We start from the raw sequence: 17,233 nt of genomic DNA, 5'->3' as shown, positions 1-17,233 counted from the left end.
ACAAACATGGAACAATTCAGACTCCCCAAAATACCAATGCCGGAGCTAGAGCTCCCGCAATCGATTCAGGCGGTTCTGCAAGAGGCTGAAGAAAAGCTGGCGCACCGTCCGAAGCTGCTTCAGCTGTTCAAGAACACTTTCCCGAACACGCTGGAGACAACAACCAAACTGATGGAGGATGGCACGACGTTTGTGATCACCGGCGATATTCCCGCCATGTGGCTGCGCGACTCGGTAGAGCAGGTGATCCATTACATTCCGTTTGCGAAAAATGATCCGCAGTTGCAGCGGATTTTAAGCGGATTGATCAAACGCCATTTTCAATATATTCATATCGATCCTTATGCCAATGCCTTTAATGAATCGGCGAATGACTGGCATTGGAACACAACCGACGAAACCGAAATGTCCCCATGGGTATGGGAGCGCAAGTTTGAGATTGATTCGCTATGCTTCTCCGTTCGCCTGGCTTACCTGTACTGGAAGGAAACCGGCCTGACGGATGTGTTTGACGCCAACTTCAAGTCGGCTATGATCAAGATCATCGAGCTGTTTAAAACCGAGCAGCACCATTTCGAGAAATCGCCTTACTGTTTCACGCGGGATAACGGAATTCCAACGGATTCCTTGCGCAATAACGGGCTCGGCATGCCGGTGAATTATACGGGCATGATCTGGTCCGGATTCCGTTCAAGCGATGACGCTTGCGATTTCCACTACAATATTCCAGGCAACATGTTTGCCGTTGTCGCTCTTCGTCAAATGCAGGAATTTGCGGAATGGGTATTCCGGGATATGAAGCTGCTGGATGAACTGAAGCGTCTCGAAGCCGACGTGGATCATGGGATTCAGTTGTACGGCATTTACCGCCATCCGGAGTTTGGACCGATCTACGCCTATGAAACAGACGGATACGGAAATTACTGTTTGATGGATGATGCGGGAACACCTGGTTTGATGTCCATTCCTTATCTGGGGTACTGCTCTGCCGATGATCCGATCTATCAAAACACCAGACGGTTTGCACTCAGTAAAGAAAATCCTTTCTATTACGAGGGCGCTGTTGCCAAAGGAATCGGCAGTCCGCATACGCCGCCGGATTATATCTGGCATATGGCCTTGTCCATGCAGGGAATTACGGCGCAGACGGCAGAAGAGAAGCTGGAGATGATTGCACTGCTGGAAGCGACCGATGCTGATACCGGATTTATGCATGAAGGTTTCCATGCCGACGATCCGAAAGTCTTCACCAGATCTTGGTTTGCTTGGTCCAACAGCCTCTTCTCGCAATTGGTGTACCAGGCGATGAAAGCAGGGATTCTATGAGCGGGCGCCTGATTGTATTCTATGATCCGTCCTTTCCGGCAGCAGAAGCTGCCGGTTTGCCGGCTAGCGTCGCGGCTCTGAATGCATTCGATGCGGTGTGCGGCGCCGAGGACCTCGCTGAAGCACTGGCATCGTCAGGCGGACAAGGTGCAACCTTTGTCAATTTGCACGCGCCTTATTTCCCGAAATCCGCCTGGAGAGCGATTCTGGACTTTCTGAGAAACGGCGGCGGCTTGGTCAGCGTTGGCGGCGCACCCTTCAAGCGTCCTGTCCGTAAGGAGGACGGCGCTTGGGTGGTGGAGCACGAACAGACGGCGTACCACCAGCAGCTTCATATTCATGAGGTGCTGCCTGTGGACAGCGGGCGTGTCGATCATTTGATTGCAAGCGACGTGATACCGCTGATGGAGAGCAGCCGGGAGCTGTTATCCGTCCGCGATACGTGGAACCTGGTTCCGCATGTTACCAAAAGCAGTGACCTGCCGCATCAAATGGGTTCGGCAGGACCGATGGATACGCGGATTTATCCGCTCCTTAAGGGAAGCACGGCGAACGGGAGAGAGGTCGCCGCTCCGGTCGTTCTATGGGAAAATGTCGGCGGACCTTTCTTGGGCGGACGCTGGCTGTTTGTGAATCAGCCACTCACCGCTTCTTTCTGGGAACAGGATGGAGGAGCAGAGGTGCGCCGCTGGGCCGCATTCTGCGCGAAAGGGATTACCGAGCTGTGGATCAAGCCGAATTATGCGGCCTACGAGTCCGGTGAGCGTGCGATCCTGACCCTGCAGGCACAAAGGCTTGGCCGGAGCCTGCCGGTCCATGAGCCGCAGAGCTGGACGTTCCGCATCTCCGTCAAGCACGACCAAGATGAATCCTTATCATGGCATCATTCCGTGACGGTGGATGTGACCGGACAATTTCATGTGCAGCGTATTCCGGTTATGCTGGATATCAAGCCGGGATCCTATCGCGTGGTGTGCGAGGCAAAAGGACCGGATGGAGAAATCCGCAGGCTGAGACAAGGGTTCTGGGGAGCAGATCCCGAGCTTTTGCAGGCGGGTACGCCTGTAACCTGCAATCGGGATTACTTCATCAAGGACGGCCGCCCGCTGCCTGTTGTCGGGATGACTTATATGACGTCGGATGTCGCGCGTAAGTTCCTGTTCCTTCCGAATACGGATGTATGGGATCGCGATATGGCGCAAATGCGTAATGCCGGCATCAACTGGATCCGTACCGGCATCTGGACCGCATACCGCAATATTATGCAGGTGGACGGACATGCATCCGAAGAGGTTTTGCGTTCGATCGACGCCTTCCTGTTAACGGCGAAAAAGCATGATTTGCAGGTAACATTCACCTTCTTCTCCTTCACGCCGGAGACTTGGGAAGGCCAAAATCCTTACCTCGACCCTCGAAGCGTGGAAGCGCAGAAGCGTTTCATACGTTCCATCATTAGTAGACATAAAGATACGAAGAATGTGGACTGGGATCTTATTAACGAGCCTTCCATGTTTGATCCGCCGCAGATTTTCTCGGACGGTCCGCGCTCCGCGAAGGATCCATTTGAGAGACAAGCTTATATCGACTGGCTGAAAAAGCGTCATGGTTCGATTGAACGTTTGCAGGAACGCTGGAATATGACAGCGGATCAGCTGCCGGGTTTTGACTCCGTGGTTCCTCCGGAGCCTCAAGTCATTAATTTTGACGTTCAAGACATGCATCAAGGGAAAAAAGGCGCGCAATGGCTCGATTACGTACTGTTCTCCATGGACATGCATAACCGCTGGGCCAAGGAATTATATGACGATATTAAAGAGGTATGCCCGGATCATATGGTGACCGTTGGACAAGACGAGGCGCTTGGCGCACAGCGTCCATCTCCGTTCTTCTATGCTGAAGCCGTAGACTATACGACGGTCCATTCCTGGTGGTTCAACGACTATTTGATCTGGGACGGCATCTTTGCCAAAACGCCGGATAAACCGAACCTGATTCAGGAAACGGGCATCATGTACGTGGAAACGCCGGATGGCCGGGCGAAGCGGAGCGAAGCCGAGCTTCGGAATCTGCTGGAGCGCAAGTATGCATACGCCTTCTCCACAGGGGGCGCAGGAGCCATTCATTGGATCTGGAACACGAATTTCTACATGGATAATGCCAATGAATCGCATATCGGAGCCGTCCGCGCTGACGGCACGGAGAAGCCGGAAGCGGATGTGTCGTATGATTTCGGCGCCTTCATGGAAGGCATCCGGGACATGTTTAAAGGCCGGAAGCTGGAAGAGACCGCGGTCATCTTCCCTTATTCAAACGACTTCTCTAACCGGAAGCTCGCTTTTGAAGCAACGACTAAGGCGACGCGGGCGCTTGCTTACGAGCTGAACGTGCCATTCCGTGCTGTCGGAGAGTATGATTTAAGCTCGCTGCGTAACCAACCGGTGAAGTTCATTATTTTGCCGAGCGCGCACAATGTAGATGACCAGGCGTTTGCTGAGTTGATGGATATCGTGAAGGAAACGGGAGCTACGCTCCTCCTGACAGGTCCTATCGGTCTGGATGCATACTGGCATCCAGTCGATCGAATGACGGAGGAACTGGGCGAGCGGAAGCTGGCGAATGTGCGCCGGGAAGAAAGCTTGCGCATTGGGGAACGTACATGGTCTGCATCGTATGGTCATCGGAAGATTGCCGAGCTGAGCAAAGAAATTCCGGCAGGCAGCGGGGCGAAACCGGCCGATGTAGCCGGCGACTCCATCGTGGACGTGAAGCTTGGGGCAGGACGTCTTCTCTGGAGCCCGCTTCCTGTAGAATTAAATGATCGAATCGACACCATCGCGGCTTTATATCGGTATGCATTGGAGCTATCTGCTGCCGATACAGGGCTGATCTGGAATCAAGGCGGAGAACATTCCGGCGTATATGGACGCAAGGTAACGTTTGAAGAAGGAGCTCTCTTCGTATTCGGCTCGGAGCAATCATGGGATACGAACGTTGAGGTGAAGGATCCTTCAACAGGCCTCATCTATTCATTCGTTCTGGAAGCGGATCGTTCAGTCTTGTTCGCAGTAGATGCGAGCGGTGACCTGTTATCGGTGTACCGTCCGGATGAGGTCGAAATCACGGTATCGAAGGGCTAACATAAGGGGGACTTAGCAGAGATGGATCAATCCAGAAAAGCACATATTATTTCGCATACTCACTGGGACCGCGAGTGGTATTTACCGTATGAAAAGCACCATGTGCGGCTGATCGAGCTCATGGACAGCTTGCTTGAGACGATGGAGAAGGACTCGGAATACCGCAGCTTTTTCCTTGATGGCCAGACGATTATTATCGAAGATTACTTGCAGGTGAGACCGGAGAAGAAAGATCAGCTTGAGCAGCTGATCTCAGATGGACGCATCATTATCGGTCCATGGTACATTCTGCAGGATGCCTACCTGACAAGCAGTGAAGCCAACGTGAGAAATATGCAGATCGGGCACCAGGATGCCGAGCGTTATGGCACGGTTGCCAAAATCGGTTATTTCCCGGACACATTTGGACTTACGGGCCAAATTCCGCAGTTGATGCTGCAGTCCGGCATCGATAATGCCTTCTTCGGTCGGGGCGTGAAACCAACGGGCTTTAACAATACCGTCTCCGACAGCGGCTATGAGTCTTCATTCTCAGAGCTGATGTGGGAAGGTCCGGATGGCTCCAAGGTGCTGGGCATCCTGTTTGCCAACTGGTACAGTAACGGTAACGAGGTGCCCGTTGATGAAGCGGAAGCGAAGGCGTTCTGGGACCGCAAGCTGGCGGACGCCGAGAAGTATGCTTCCACATCTGAGCTGCTCTATATGAACGGGTGTGACCACCAGCCGATACAGACCGATCTTCCGGAAGGCATCCGTACAGCGAAGAAGCTGTATCCGGATACGGAGTTTATTCATTCCAATTTTGACGATTACCTGACAGCCGTTCGGGAGAAGCTGCCGCAGGATCTTTCCTCCGTAAAAGGAGAGCTGCGCAGCCAGCGTACCGATGGATGGGGAACGCTCGTGAATACCGCTTCGGCACGCGTATACCTGAAGCAGATGAACCAGCGCGGTCAGACCTTACTGGAAAAAGTGGCCGAGCCGCTTGCATCCTACGCCAGTCTGCTGGGCAAAGAGTATCCGCATCATCTGTTCACCTATGCGTGGAAGACGCTGATGCAGAATCATCCGCATGACAGCATTTGCGGCTGCAGCGTGGACGAAGTTCACCGCGAGATGGTTACCCGCTTTGAGAAAAGCGCACACGTGGCCGAAAATATCGTGGACGACAGCGTTCGCGTCATTGCAGATGCAGTTGACACGAACGCCTTCGAACAATGGGGATCCGATCCGCTGCCGCTTGTTGTATTCAATACGACGGGATGGAGTCGCAGCGGTACGGTCAGCATCGAGCTGGACGCGAAACGGCTTTATTTCCGGGAAGGGTACTCTTTGGAGGAAACCAGCCGCCGAATGAAGGAAATCGATTTGTCCGGCCGTGTGCTGGTTAACGCTCAAGGTCAAGCTGTACCTTGCACCGTTGAGGATCTGGGTCTTCAGTTCGGGTACGATCTGCCGGACGACCGTTTCCGCCAACCGTATATGTGCCGCCGTGTGAGACTTACCTTCGAGGCAAGCGCGATTCCTGCAATGGGCTTGACCACGTATGCTTGGGTGAAGAGCGAAGTGAAGCCTGCCGAGGTAGAATCCTTAATCAGCAAGGCCAATGTGATGGAGAATGAGCTGATCAAGGTCGAGATCCAAGGAGACGGCTCCTTCTCCTTGACGGATAAAAAGAACGGACAAGTATACCGCGATCTGGGCGTCTATGAAAATACCGGAGATATCGGTAACGAATATATGTACAAACAGCCGGATGGCGAAGTTGCATTGACCACTAAAGGCCAGACCGCCCAAATTTCGGTTCTGGAGGATACGCCTTACCGCGCATCCATTGAAATCGTTCATAACTGGTCCATTCCGGCTATGGCGGACAACAAGCTGGATGAAGAGCAGCATGAGCTCGTATATTATCCGAACCGCAAAGCGCAAAGATCGAGCGAGATGGTGCCAATGCGCATTCGTACCGTGGTCAGTCTGAACCGCAGCGGCAAAGGCGTAGAGATCGAAGCCACGATGGATAATCAAGCGAAGGATCATCGTGTGCGTGCATTATTCCCAACGGATCTGCAGGCATCGTCCCATAACGTGGATTCCATGTTTGAAGTGGCGACGCGGGATAACGAACCTGCTGCCGAATGGGAGAACCCGAGCTATACGGCTCACCAACAGGCTTTCGTTGACGTTACGACGGCTACTGCAGGGTTGACGGTGGCTAACCAGGGCTTGAATGAATATGAAGTCCTGCGTGACGGCCGGAATACCATCGCTGTTACATTGCTTCGTTCCGTAGGCGAGCTCGGTGATTGGGGGTACTTCCCTACGCCTGAAGCTCAATGCATCGGCGTTCATACGGTACGTATGGAGGTCATTCCGCATCAGGGCGACGGCATGAAGTCAGGCGCATACGCCGAGGCTTACCAGTTCCAAATCCCATGGACGGTTGCGCAGACCGGGGTTCATGCCGGGGCTGTCGCATCGACTTCCGCACCGCTTGAATGGAGCCATGAAGAACTTGCGTTCTCTTCCCTGAAAGTGAATCCGAAGACCGGTGATCTGATGCTGCGCTGGTTCAATATGGCAGGCACGGATACAGAGCTGAAGCTGAAGTCTTCTCTACCTTCCCAGGGCGTTTATAAGAGCTCTATTCTGGAAGTAGAGGGAGCGGTTCAAAGCTTTGATGATCAAGAAAGCTTAACGCTGCCGGTTAAGCCTCACGAAATCGTGACACTAGGCGTTAAAGTTTCGGTCAAATAAGCATTTATTATATAGCACTGGGAATGATGAATGTCCCAGCCCAGTAAAGCCCGATTCCGAGATTACAGGGATCGGGCTTTACTGTCTTGCATAATGATAGGCAGCATCTCAAAAATGGGATAGTGGATAATGGAGGAATGACATGAAGATTCATTTTGATAACCTGCCGGGGAAATTGCATGAAGGGATCAGCGAACTCTCGGAAATATTGGACATCCGAATCACAGAGGGAGAGGGCTTACAAATTCAGGCCATTCAAGCGAAAGGACCGATTCAGGTGTCATTGAAGGATGGGCAGGGGACGATCCGTTACCAAGAAACCATACACTTTTTCCGTGCCATGGGTGTGTTTCTGGAGCAGGCCAGGGAGCGAGCGCAATTCGAACTAACGGAGGAACCGAAGTTCGACTTTAACGGCACGATGCTCGACGTTTCGCGCAATGGCGTTCTCAAGGTCCCGGTGATCAAGCAGTTTATCCGTTACATGGCCCTGATGGGGCTGAACGGGCTGATGATGTATACGGAGGATACCTATGAGGTGGAAGAGCAGCCCTACTTTGGATACATGCGCGGCCGGTACACGACTTCTGAAATGAAGGAATGTGACGATTACGCGGATCTGTTCGGCATCGAGATGATCCCGTGCATTCAGACACTGGGGCATTTGCAGCAAGCGCTGAAATGGGGTTATGCCTCGGATATCAAGGACCATGCCGATATTTTGCTCGCAGGCGAGCCGAAGACGTATGCTTTTATCGAGCAGATGATCACTGCCGCATCCGGCATGTTCCGTTCCAAGCGAATTCATATCGGTATGGACGAGGCGTTTCAGGTCGGCCTCGGAAAGTATTTAAAGCTGAATGGAATTCAGGACCGGTTTCAGATCATGAATGATCATGTCAGCCGAGTGCTGGCCATCACCGAGCGTCTCGGACTCCAGCCGATGATCTGGAGCGATATGTATTTTAATTTGCTGGCCAACGATTATCAGGGGGCGCTGTACAACGTGGATGCGGATTTCTCGGACGATAACATGAGCCGCATTCCCAAAGGCGTTCAATTCGTGTATTGGGATTACGGACGGAACGACGAGCGTGGTTATGAACGGCTGTATGATAAGCATATGAAGCTGGGCTCCAAGCCGATTTTTGCCGGCGGCATTCATATGTGGAACAGCATCAGTCCCAACCACGGCAAGACATGGATGACCAGCCATCCCGCGCTGCGTGCCGCCAAAACCAAGGGGATTCGCGAGGTCATATCCACCGCTTGGGGGGATAACGGCAACGAAACCAACCACCTGGTCATTCTTGCGGGCCTGCAGCTGTTTGCCGAGCATGGGTACGGAGACGATATCAACGACGAGCTGCTGGGCAGACGGCTTCTAGCCTGCACAGGCATCGATTTGTTCAGATCCCTGAACGCTCTGAAATATATGGATGAGGTTCCCGGCGTATCGGAGGGAAATCACTGGATGGCCAATCCCTCGAAGTATTTGCTGTGGCAGGATCCTTTGCTGGGACTGCTGGACAAGCATGTCGAAGGTGAAGCGGAATCTGTGCTGGCTGGACATTATGCCGAGCTGGAGAAGAGATGGAGGCACTGTAAGGAGCAGTTTCCGGCACCGTTTAGCCGCTTGTATGATTTTTATGAAAAATTGGCGTCGGTACTCATTATCAAAAGCACGTTGGGCCTTACGCTCAGAAGGCTGTACCAGTCAGGAGAAAAGGAGTTGCTGGCCGAACTTGCTACCGCCGCAGATTCCCCGTTGTCCGCATTAAAGCAGCGCATCGAGACACTGCGCATTTCGCACCGGGCGCTTTGGATGGACACGTACAAGCCTTTTGGCTGGGAAGTGCTGGATCTCCGCTACGGAGGGCTGCTCGTGCGAATCTCCTCCACGAGGGACCGGCTTGCGGATTATGTGGAGGGACGTATCGAAGAGATTGAGGAGCTTGAGGTGGACCGGCTGCTGTTCGATCAGAATGGTCTTACCGACAAGCCGCTGGAGGTTAACGTGACCTATCAAGCTGCCGTGACCGCATCCTATTTTCTATAATGAAGAAGCTGCTCTTCCTAGGTCTTTAGGGACGGTTGGAGGGCAGCTCTTTTATTTTACTCGGCTTAATTATTGATTCTTCTCTTGGATCTGGTCTTTCTCGTAAGCAATCAGGGTGATGTCTTTGCCTGTAAGCTCGGCAATCTTGGTCTCAGCGTCTTCAATCGCTTTCAAGGTACCTTCATTCCCATTGAGTGAGGCGATTTTATATTCCTCCGAATGGATGTCCATGGTAAACTCCCCCCCTTAGATGGTTAATTCATGTTATATAATGTATAAGGTATCCTTTAGAATAAAGTTACATACCTGGGGGTGTGATTCATGATTCAATTTGAAGGGCTGCACCATGTTAGCTTGGCGGTTCGCGATCTGAAGAAAGCAAAGGTGTTTTATTCGGAGGTGCTGAAGTTTCAGGAGCTGCCGCGCCCGCCGTTTGCCTCCAAGGGTGTCTGGTACGCTGTCGGAGACCAGCAGCTCCATCTGCTGGAGCATCCGATCAGTGATACGCTGCGGGAGCGTGGGATCGATACGACGGACGGGCATTTCTCGATCTGGGTGAAAAGTTACCGCGAAACAAAGGAATGGCTGGACCGAATGGACGTTGAGTATGTAGCTAATCCCGACAGCGTTGCCGGTTTTGCGCAAGTTTTCGTGCTGGATCCAGACCGCAATATTATTGAATTCGGAGCGAAGTATGGATCGTAAACGTCAAATTTTAAAAAAAGCCAGACACATGAACGTGTTTGGCTTTTTGCTCTTATTTTTGGATGAGGACGGGGGTGTTCATTTTCACCTTGTCGTAGAGCCAGCGAACGTCTTTATTATGCATCCGTATACAACCTGCCGATACGTACTTGCCGATCGAATTCGCGTTGTTGTTTCCATGAATGGCGTATGCGTAGCTAACTCTGCCGTTCACTTTCACATTAATGCCGAGCCAGCGGTCCCCAAGCGGATTACGCGGGTCTCCTCCCTTGATGCCTTCCTTGTAGTAAGGTCTGTTCTTCACTTTTTCGTGGATTTTGAACAGGCCTTCCGGCGTATAGGAGGGTTTTTTGCCTGTGGCGACGGGAAACGTTTTTATGACCTTACTTTTTTCGTAATACGTCAGTTTGTTGGTGGATTTATCAATGACGATAAACTGTGCGTACTTGGTGTACTTACTGTCCAGCTTCTGTCCGGTAGCGCCTTGGGATACGGCGGGGAAAAAGAAAACCAGCAGTAAGGTGAAGATCAGTATGCGGCTAATGCCCTTAATGATGTCCGATCACCTCTTTTCGTTCTCCCCCATATATATGCAGCTATTCGCGAATGTTGACGGAAATGTGCATAAGCCGAAAAATAGAACAAGTTGTTTTCAAAGAGAAATATAAGGAGGGGGAAGGGACATTCTATCTAACATTGATCGTGGCTTGGCTGTACGCAAATACCTCCTGAAGGGATTTCTTCAAGAGGCTTTCGTGTTTACTACGGATGTCTCTTGAAAACGACATTAATGTCGTTTATGATGAAATGAGTTAAAAAACGACACTGATGTCGTTTATAATGAGGTAAAGTTCGTGGAATCGATATTCATGATAAAGGTCGGGAGAGGAATGACTTATGTGTCCACGGGTTAGTGAGGAATACAAACGGGAGAAGAAACTTGAAATTTTGACGGCAGCCAGACGCGTCTTTATCAGAAAGGGTTATACCCGCACGGTGATGCAGGACATTATGGATGAAGCGGGCATGTCCCGGGGGGCCGTATATGCGTATTTTGATAATGTGGAGCATGTTTTTATAGAGGTCCTGCGTTTTGATGACCAAGAGACGCTCCGTTTTTTTGAACCGGATCCGCAATATCCGATATGGAATCAGTTGATGGACTGGGTTCGGAAACAGCAGGGTGATATTTCGCTAATCCAGCATTCGCTTGTATTGGCCAGGGCTGAATTTTTCCTGTCTTCCTCTTATGTTCATGCCAAGAAGGATTATCCCTATTTAACCGAACGTTATCAGCTGACCGTTGAGGCCATGGGCCGGGTCATTCGGAAGGGTCGGGAGCAAGGGGAGTTTCGGCCCCGATTGGAACCGGAAGCCATAGCGCGGTATATAATCTCGTTTCTGAACGGGCTCATGCTGGATACCTTCCAGCTCGGACCGACGGTGACTTGCGTGCCGGAGCAGCTGGAAACGTTTATTCAATCTCTCTGCGCAATGTTAAATCCTATAACAATAGAATTATGATTATAGAAAGGGTGCTTTCTGAATGCTATTTGATTCTGCTAGATTGACTTGTCGAAAAATGACGTTGAATGACGCAGAGCTGTATCATACTTGGCGGAATGATCTCGAAGTGATGCAATCCACCAGTCCCTGCCTGGATGCTTATCAACTGGAGGAAACCAAGGACTTCGTTCAGCATGTGATCCTGGGCTCTTCCTCCTCGAAGAGCTATCTGATCCTGTTGAAGGAAACGGGCAGACCGATCGGCATCATGTCATTGATTCATATCGATACCAAGAACCGGAATGCGGAGTGCATCATCGACATTGGCGAAAAGACCTATTGGGGCAAAGGGTATGGTTTTGAAGCGATGACGCTTTTGCTCGATTATGCTTTTTTGGAGCTGAATCTGCACAGGGTGAACTTACGGGTATTTTCCTTCAACCATAAAGCAATTAAGCTGTATGAAAAAATCGGATTTGTCCACGAAGGCAGCTCCAGACAAAGTTTGTATCGGAATGGCGTCTGGCATGACATCGTGCATATGGGGATACTGCAGAGCGAGTATGCGTCAAAAGGTTGATTTTCCTCCCCTTCCATAATAAGGTAGGTAGGTGAAGACAATGAGGGAATGGGAGAATAATATCATGTCCGAAAATGAAGTGTTATGGATTCAAGACCTGCGCATGAAATATGATAACCGTTATGTATTGAACGGGATTGATCTGAAGGTCAATCGCGGTGAGATGATAGGATATATCGGTCCGAACGGGGCGGGGAAGAGCACGACGGTAAAAATTATGCTCGGGCTGGTTGAGGGGTACACGGGGACCGTCCGCATATTCGGTCAGGATATTTCCGACGGGAATATCGATTATAAACGGAGAATCGGATATGTGCCCGAGGTGGCGGAATTGTACGATCAGTTAACCGCTGCCGAGTATTTGACTTTTATAGGCGAGTTGTACGGACTTACATATGATGCAGCGGATTATAAAGCGAAGCAATTGATGGACTGTTTTGACATGGAAAAGGCCTATCACTCACGGATCGCTACGTTTTCAAAAGGAATGCGGCAAAAGGTGCTCCTGATCTCGAGCCTGCTGCATGACCCTGATCTATTGTTTTTGGATGAGCCCTTAAGCGGGCTGGATGCGAACAGCGTGATGGTGGTCAAGGAAGTATTGGCCCAGCTCTCGGCCCAGGGAAAGACGATTTTTTATTCCTCGCATATCATGGACGTTGTTGAGAAAATCAGCAGCCGGATCATCCTGCTCGCTGACAGCCGGGTGGTGGCGGACGGAACATTCAAAGAACTGCAGCAGCATTCCCATGAAGGGTCGCTGGAAGAGGTGTTCAATCAGCTGACGGGTTTCAATGACCATGCCAGCATCGCTGAACGGTTCGTATCGATCGTTCGGGAGGGAAGTTGATATGGCCGGATCGGAATCATCATTTCGAATGCTGAAGCTGTTGGATCGATTTCAAGGGGTTATCTCGCGAATGGGCGTGGACTATGAAACGCTGCGGCGGATCCTGCATGTCAAACTGCTCATGGACTCGAGGCGGGCACCCGTCATATTATCTTCAAACAGCCGGAAGGCGGAAGAGCAGGACAAGAATCTGTTTGTCAGTTCCCTCTGGTTGTATGGCTTAATCGGGCTTGTCCTGACGCCGTTTGTGCTCTGGAGCGATCCGGAATATCTGATGCCGATGAGCATCCTGTCTGCCATCCTCATGTTCCTGATCATGACCTCCATGATTTCGGATTTCTCATCCGTGCTGCTGGATGTGCGCGATCGCAGCATTTTGATGACAAAGCCGATCGACGGTCGTACGGTCGGGTTGGCGAGATCGATTCATGCCGGCATTTATTTGCTGCTGCTGACCGGGGCGCTATCGGCTTCTTCACTTGCTGTGGGGCTGTTTAAGCATGGCGTGCTGTTCTTTCTGATCTGCATCCTTGAGCTTATTCTGATGAATATGCTCATTCTCGTAAGCACCTCCATGATTTATCTGGTGCTGCTTAAATATTGGGACGGCGAGAAACTGAAGGATCTGATCAATTATGTTCAGATTGGGCTTTCCGCTACGCTGGCCATCGGCTATCAGTTCGTGATCCGTTCGTTTGATCTGATCGATTTCCATTTGGTATTTACGCCGGCCTGGTGGCAGGTTCTGCTTCCACCCGTCTGGTTTGCGGCTCCATTTGAATGGATGTTCGGCAAGGGGAGCGGGTGGCTGATGGTTCTCTCCTTACTGGCCGTGTTCGTTCCGATTCTGCTCATGATGGTGTACCTTCGTTATATTCCATCCTTCGAGCAGTATCTGGAAAAGCTGGCTCACAGCGAAGCGGGAAAAGGTCGGGAACGCGGGCGATTGGACAGATTTTTGGCCAAATTGGTATGCAGTTCGCGTACAGAGCAGGCATGTTTTCGGTTATCTGCCAGCATGTTAAAGAACGAGAGAGAATTCAAGCTGAAGGTGTATCCTACACTCGGATTGTCCGTACTGCTGCCCTATTTGTTCTTTTTCTCCACGATCCGCAATTCCTCTCTGGCGGAAATCGGCAGGGGATCGTCGTACTATGTGCTGCACGTCATGCTCATCATGATTGTAACGGTCGTGATGATGCTGAAATTCTCAGGGAAGCCCAAGGCCTTCTGGTTGTTTGGGGCAGCCCCCATGTCAAACATGAGTCCCTTATACCAAGGTGCTTTAAAGGCTTTTGCCATAAAAATGTTCCTACCGTTGTTCGCTATGAATGCGATCGTATTCCTGATCCTGTTCGGTATCCGGATTTTCCCGGATGTTCTCATCATATTCCTTACCGGCTTGGTATTGATTCCTCTAACAGCCAAGGCAATTCTGCGCAATCCGCCGTTCTCTCAAGCGTTTCATATGGCTCAGCAGAAAGACGGCTGGTGGGTGCTGCTATTCATGATTGTAGTGGGTGGATTATGCGGTTTGCACTATGCAAGCAGCGCGTTTCCCTATGGTATGTTGGCATATATCCTACTGCTGCTCGTTGCCAATGGCTTGGCATGGACCAAGCTGTATAGGTAAGCTGGGGAATGGCAGGAAGAACAGAGGGAAGATGAGGGGGGGACGCTAAGAGGATAAGGTTAAGACCAGCTGCCGAGCCAGGAACCATGCAGGGTACAGTGCTGCTTGAAAAAGATCAGGCAGTGAGGACGGGTCCAGGCTGATTCCCCAGTCTCCTTCGCTCCACCTGGATAGCAACATGAACGGAGAGCCGGGAGCTTCCATGTTATAGGTTTCCCGCAAGCGATCCATCGTTTGTTGGTCGAGCGGAATATCGTTATATGCATAGCTTGGGAGTAAACTGAATGCCAGAAATAGGATGGTTAAGCATAAGATCTTGATTCGCAATGTTATTCTCCTTAGAACGTTTTTTCCAGTTCATAATTACCATACAACTATAGCATTCCGGCTAACAAGGATCCATCCTTCTGGAGTCGGGGATAGAGAACTGTAATAGAAGGGAAGGGGCATTTGATTGGGGAGCCTCTCCTTGGATTTCAGATTATATGTGTTATTTCGAAAATTTTTTAATTGTGTAAGGTAGATGGAGAACTAAATATATGCAAGTGTTTCAAAATGGTTGAATGGGAACAATAGTTCCCGTATAATAGAATTATAGCAAATTAACTTTCTATTTCACTCTTCACCTCATAGATCCATGATGGATTCCCCCACTTATGTATTTTATTACCTGTTGTTATGCCTTCCTGGCCTTATATAATCGAATTAGATGATGTCAGGAAGTTAAATGGTAGAAACTGAGTTTATTCTGGCTTAGTCATATTCACAAGGTCGTGGATTCTTGATAACTAATGCTTGATTTTCGTTTGGTATATGGATTGAAAGTTGCAAGTGGTTGGTGTATAAGTTCTAAGCTGTTCTCTTTTAGAATTTTTGAGCCAAGCCGGAGCTATAAACGACGTTTAAAGTTTGGCATTTTCCATCACAGTTTCCAGACATATAAGAAGTGGCAGGCGCCATCGGAATTGACCTCAAGAATATGCATCATTTAGGACGACTCGATAGAAAACTGAGGGTCTGTCGGTATACCGTTTCTTTATGGACGATATACACACCAGTGTAATCAGGATAAATCGGGAAGTGGCGTAGTACACATTTAACCATTTCTTAGGGTGTAGGGAGGAAATCTTTGAATGGAAGTTATTTGGTTTATGGTGTTTTCAACATTTGAAACACTGGCGATTTATTCACTAATCATGTCATTGCTTAGATTTAAGACAACAGAGTACATATGGCAGGCGTTGATTGTCATGATACTTGCCAACTTACAAAGCTTCATTATGCGCAACGAGCTGCAATTGGATTTTCTCGCCCCTCTTATTACCGTGCTGATCTTCGTTTTCTTATTTTCTGCCATTATTAAGATTCCAGTTATCTGGTCGGCGATATGTACCATCATTGGATACATGCTCTATGCGTTGGTACAGACGGCCTATTTGACAACGATATTCGGATCTATTGACTCCATTCAGACCGATCATGCCAATGGTTATATTCTTCAAATCCTGTCAGGAGCGACAGGACTATTGATATCTTGGATTATGTACAGATTTGGTATTGGGTTTAAGTATGATCTGGAAAAGCTGCGCATTAAATTTGAACATGTTCTACTGATCGCTTTGATTATCGTGGTGCTGATATTAATTGCGATTCTATTTTACCTCAACCGTTTATGGCTGCATCTTCTCTTCTTTGGAATAACATTTGGAATCTTCTTGTATTATGCCATCAATACAGAGGAGCGGGATTCTTATGATCATAGAAGGAATATCAAAGCGGATAGCGGAGGGGATCAAACGCCAGGTACCTGACCATAAGTCCTCTGTTCCTGTTTTGAGCCATGCAATCGCCATCATTTTAAACGTATTGTTTATTGTGGTCTTCACGCTAGTTATCTCTATATTAACGGGTAACGTGAAGCAGGCTGTTTTAGCCTTGATGGGTTTCGCGATATTAAGGCAATTCTCAGGAGGGTATCACCTTAAGACGGGGGCCGGCTGCATTGCATTCACGACAGCATTATTCACCCTGGTATCTTTTGTAGATCTTGATACCGCAGGTGTGCACATCCTTAATGCTCTCAGTCTGTTGCTGGTGATGGTGTTCGCTCCCAGCCGAATCGAGAGGCAGTCCCGAATACCGAAGAAGCATTACGTAAAACTCCGCATGATTAGCAGTGTCATTGTTATGTTTAATTTTGGACTTCAGTCCCCAACATTGGCTGTCATATTTTTGGTCCAGGCTATTAGTTTATTACGCTGGAAAGGAGGACAAGCTCATGTTATGGATCCACAGGATTAGACATCGATTGTTTTCTTTTATCGCATCTGCTCTGACGATGGTAGCCGTATTCGTAGTGAATACAGCAAGTCCCGTATTTGTGTACAGCGGAGAGACACCGGAAGAACTTTTGAAATAAGCCCTGATTTATCCGTAAGGGGACTGAGGTACGTTTTAGTTATGATATAGATAAACGATGTATGAATATGTGGGTTATGGTTTCCGGTACCTTTCTAGGTACCGTTTTTTTTATATGGATAATTGGAAGTTTGGTGTCGTTTGATCTTTCGATACGTATGTCTCGCGAGTTGTATTGGTAAGATTCAAAGTGTAATTAGGGTAAAATTAACATTGATAACAGAACTAATGTTCGCATATAATACAAACAAACATTCGAGTA

The 17,233-nt window shown here is 49.5% G+C and carries 16 protein-coding genes; 13 read left to right on the top strand and 3 right to left on the bottom strand.

Features of this window, described 5'->3' with window-relative positions; all coding sequences use genetic code 11:
* Nucleotides 1-6 precede the first annotated feature (6 nt).
* The 4 genes from PLA01S_RS10175 (at nucleotide 7) to PLA01S_RS10160 (ending at nucleotide 9,279) form a co-directional block, all read left to right on the top strand.
* Nucleotides 7-1,326: a glycoside hydrolase family 125 protein gene (locus tag PLA01S_RS10175; protein WP_127591937.1), complete on the top strand. Its 1,320-nt coding sequence runs from the start codon at nucleotides 7-9 to the stop codon at nucleotides 1,324-1,326.
* Nucleotides 1,323-4,463 (top strand): beta-galactosidase, encoded by a 3,141-nt coding sequence (locus PLA01S_RS10170; RefSeq protein WP_127591935.1) that lies wholly within the window; start codon nucleotides 1,323-1,325, stop codon nucleotides 4,461-4,463. Before PLA01S_RS10175 ends, PLA01S_RS10170 begins: the two co-directional genes overlap by 4 nt.
* Before the next feature lie 21 nt (nucleotides 4,464-4,484).
* Nucleotides 4,485-7,220, top strand: coding sequence for an alpha-mannosidase (locus tag PLA01S_RS10165; protein ID WP_127591933.1), 2,736 nt, complete (start codon nucleotides 4,485-4,487; stop codon nucleotides 7,218-7,220).
* 142 nt (nucleotides 7,221-7,362) lie between these two features.
* Nucleotides 7,363-9,279 (top strand): beta-N-acetylhexosaminidase, encoded by a 1,917-nt coding sequence (locus PLA01S_RS10160; protein ID WP_127591931.1) that lies wholly within the window; start codon nucleotides 7,363-7,365, stop codon nucleotides 9,277-9,279.
* 69 nt (nucleotides 9,280-9,348) lie between these two features.
* On the opposite strand, the gene PLA01S_RS31915 is transcribed toward PLA01S_RS10160, so the two are convergent.
* Nucleotides 9,349-9,510, bottom strand: a complete 162-nt coding sequence (locus tag PLA01S_RS31915; protein ID WP_164817388.1) for a hypothetical protein — start codon at nucleotides 9,508-9,510, stop codon at nucleotides 9,349-9,351.
* A 90-nt stretch (nucleotides 9,511-9,600) separates the two neighbouring features.
* Between PLA01S_RS31915 and PLA01S_RS10155 the strand changes: the two genes are divergently transcribed.
* Nucleotides 9,601-9,984: a VOC family protein gene (locus PLA01S_RS10155; RefSeq protein WP_127591929.1), complete on the top strand. Its 384-nt coding sequence runs from the start codon at nucleotides 9,601-9,603 to the stop codon at nucleotides 9,982-9,984.
* A gap of 52 nt (nucleotides 9,985-10,036) precedes the next feature.
* Here the strand turns inward: PLA01S_RS10155 and PLA01S_RS10150 are convergent, their stop codons facing one another.
* Nucleotides 10,037-10,363, bottom strand: a complete 327-nt coding sequence (locus tag PLA01S_RS10150) for a L,D-transpeptidase (RefSeq protein ID WP_233355172.1) — start codon at nucleotides 10,361-10,363, stop codon at nucleotides 10,037-10,039.
* Between PLA01S_RS10150 and PLA01S_RS32495 the strand changes: the two genes are divergently transcribed.
* The 5 genes from PLA01S_RS32495 to PLA01S_RS10130 all read left to right on the top strand — a co-directional run bounded on the left by PLA01S_RS32495 (nucleotide 10,295) and on the right by PLA01S_RS10130 (nucleotide 14,553).
* On the top strand, nucleotides 10,295-10,504 hold the full coding sequence (locus PLA01S_RS32495; protein WP_246059415.1) for a hypothetical protein: 210 nt from the start codon (nucleotides 10,295-10,297) through the stop codon (nucleotides 10,502-10,504). The two genes, PLA01S_RS10150 and PLA01S_RS32495, sit on opposite strands and share 69 nt — an antisense overlap.
* 377 nt (nucleotides 10,505-10,881) lie before the next feature.
* Nucleotides 10,882-11,508, top strand: a complete 627-nt coding sequence (locus PLA01S_RS10145; protein WP_127591927.1) for a TetR/AcrR family transcriptional regulator — start codon at nucleotides 10,882-10,884, stop codon at nucleotides 11,506-11,508.
* A gap of 22 nt (nucleotides 11,509-11,530) precedes the next feature.
* Nucleotides 11,531-12,070 carry a GNAT family N-acetyltransferase gene (locus PLA01S_RS10140; RefSeq protein WP_100536010.1) on the top strand — a complete coding sequence of 180 codons (540 nt, stop codon included), beginning with the start codon at nucleotides 11,531-11,533 and terminating at the stop codon, nucleotides 12,068-12,070.
* 64 nt (nucleotides 12,071-12,134) lie between these two features.
* The gene (locus PLA01S_RS10135) at nucleotides 12,135-12,920 is read left to right on the top strand and encodes an ABC transporter ATP-binding protein (RefSeq protein WP_127591925.1); all 786 of its coding nucleotides are present in this window, start codon (nucleotides 12,135-12,137) and stop codon (nucleotides 12,918-12,920) included.
* A gap of 1 nt (nucleotide 12,921) precedes the next feature.
* Complete coding sequence (locus PLA01S_RS10130) at nucleotides 12,922-14,553, top strand: hypothetical protein (protein ID WP_127591923.1); 1,632 nt, start codon at nucleotides 12,922-12,924, stop codon at nucleotides 14,551-14,553.
* Between the two features lie 45 nt (nucleotides 14,554-14,598).
* On the opposite strand, the gene PLA01S_RS10125 is transcribed toward PLA01S_RS10130, so the two are convergent.
* On the bottom strand, nucleotides 14,599-14,880 hold the full coding sequence (locus tag PLA01S_RS10125) for a hypothetical protein (protein ID WP_127591921.1): 282 nt from the start codon (nucleotides 14,878-14,880) through the stop codon (nucleotides 14,599-14,601).
* Between the two features lie 806 nt (nucleotides 14,881-15,686).
* Between PLA01S_RS10125 and PLA01S_RS10120 the strand changes: the two genes are divergently transcribed.
* From PLA01S_RS10120 to PLA01S_RS10110, 3 genes are read left to right on the top strand one after another with little or no spacing between them, the layout of a single operon-like run.
* Nucleotides 15,687-16,364, top strand: a complete 678-nt coding sequence (locus PLA01S_RS10120; protein WP_127591919.1) for a hypothetical protein — start codon at nucleotides 15,687-15,689, stop codon at nucleotides 16,362-16,364.
* A complete protein-coding gene (locus PLA01S_RS10115; RefSeq protein ID WP_127591917.1) occupies nucleotides 16,306-16,854 on the top strand; it encodes an accessory gene regulator ArgB-like protein in 549 nt (182 codons plus the stop codon). Before PLA01S_RS10120 ends, PLA01S_RS10115 begins: the two co-directional genes overlap by 59 nt.
* Complete coding sequence (locus tag PLA01S_RS10110; RefSeq protein WP_098742799.1) at nucleotides 16,832-16,972, top strand: cyclic lactone autoinducer peptide; 141 nt, start codon at nucleotides 16,832-16,834, stop codon at nucleotides 16,970-16,972. The genes PLA01S_RS10115 and PLA01S_RS10110 overlap by 23 nt, the downstream gene beginning before the upstream one ends.
* Nucleotides 16,973-17,233: the final 261 nt, after the last annotated feature.

It is taken from the genome of Paenibacillus lautus NBRC 15380 (assembly GCF_004000945.1).
Lineage (GTDB): Bacteria > Bacillota > Bacilli > Paenibacillales > Paenibacillaceae > Paenibacillus_AQ > Paenibacillus_AQ lautus.
Note: the sequence above shows the minus strand (reverse complement) of the source record. Positions and strands in the feature narration are given on the sequence as shown.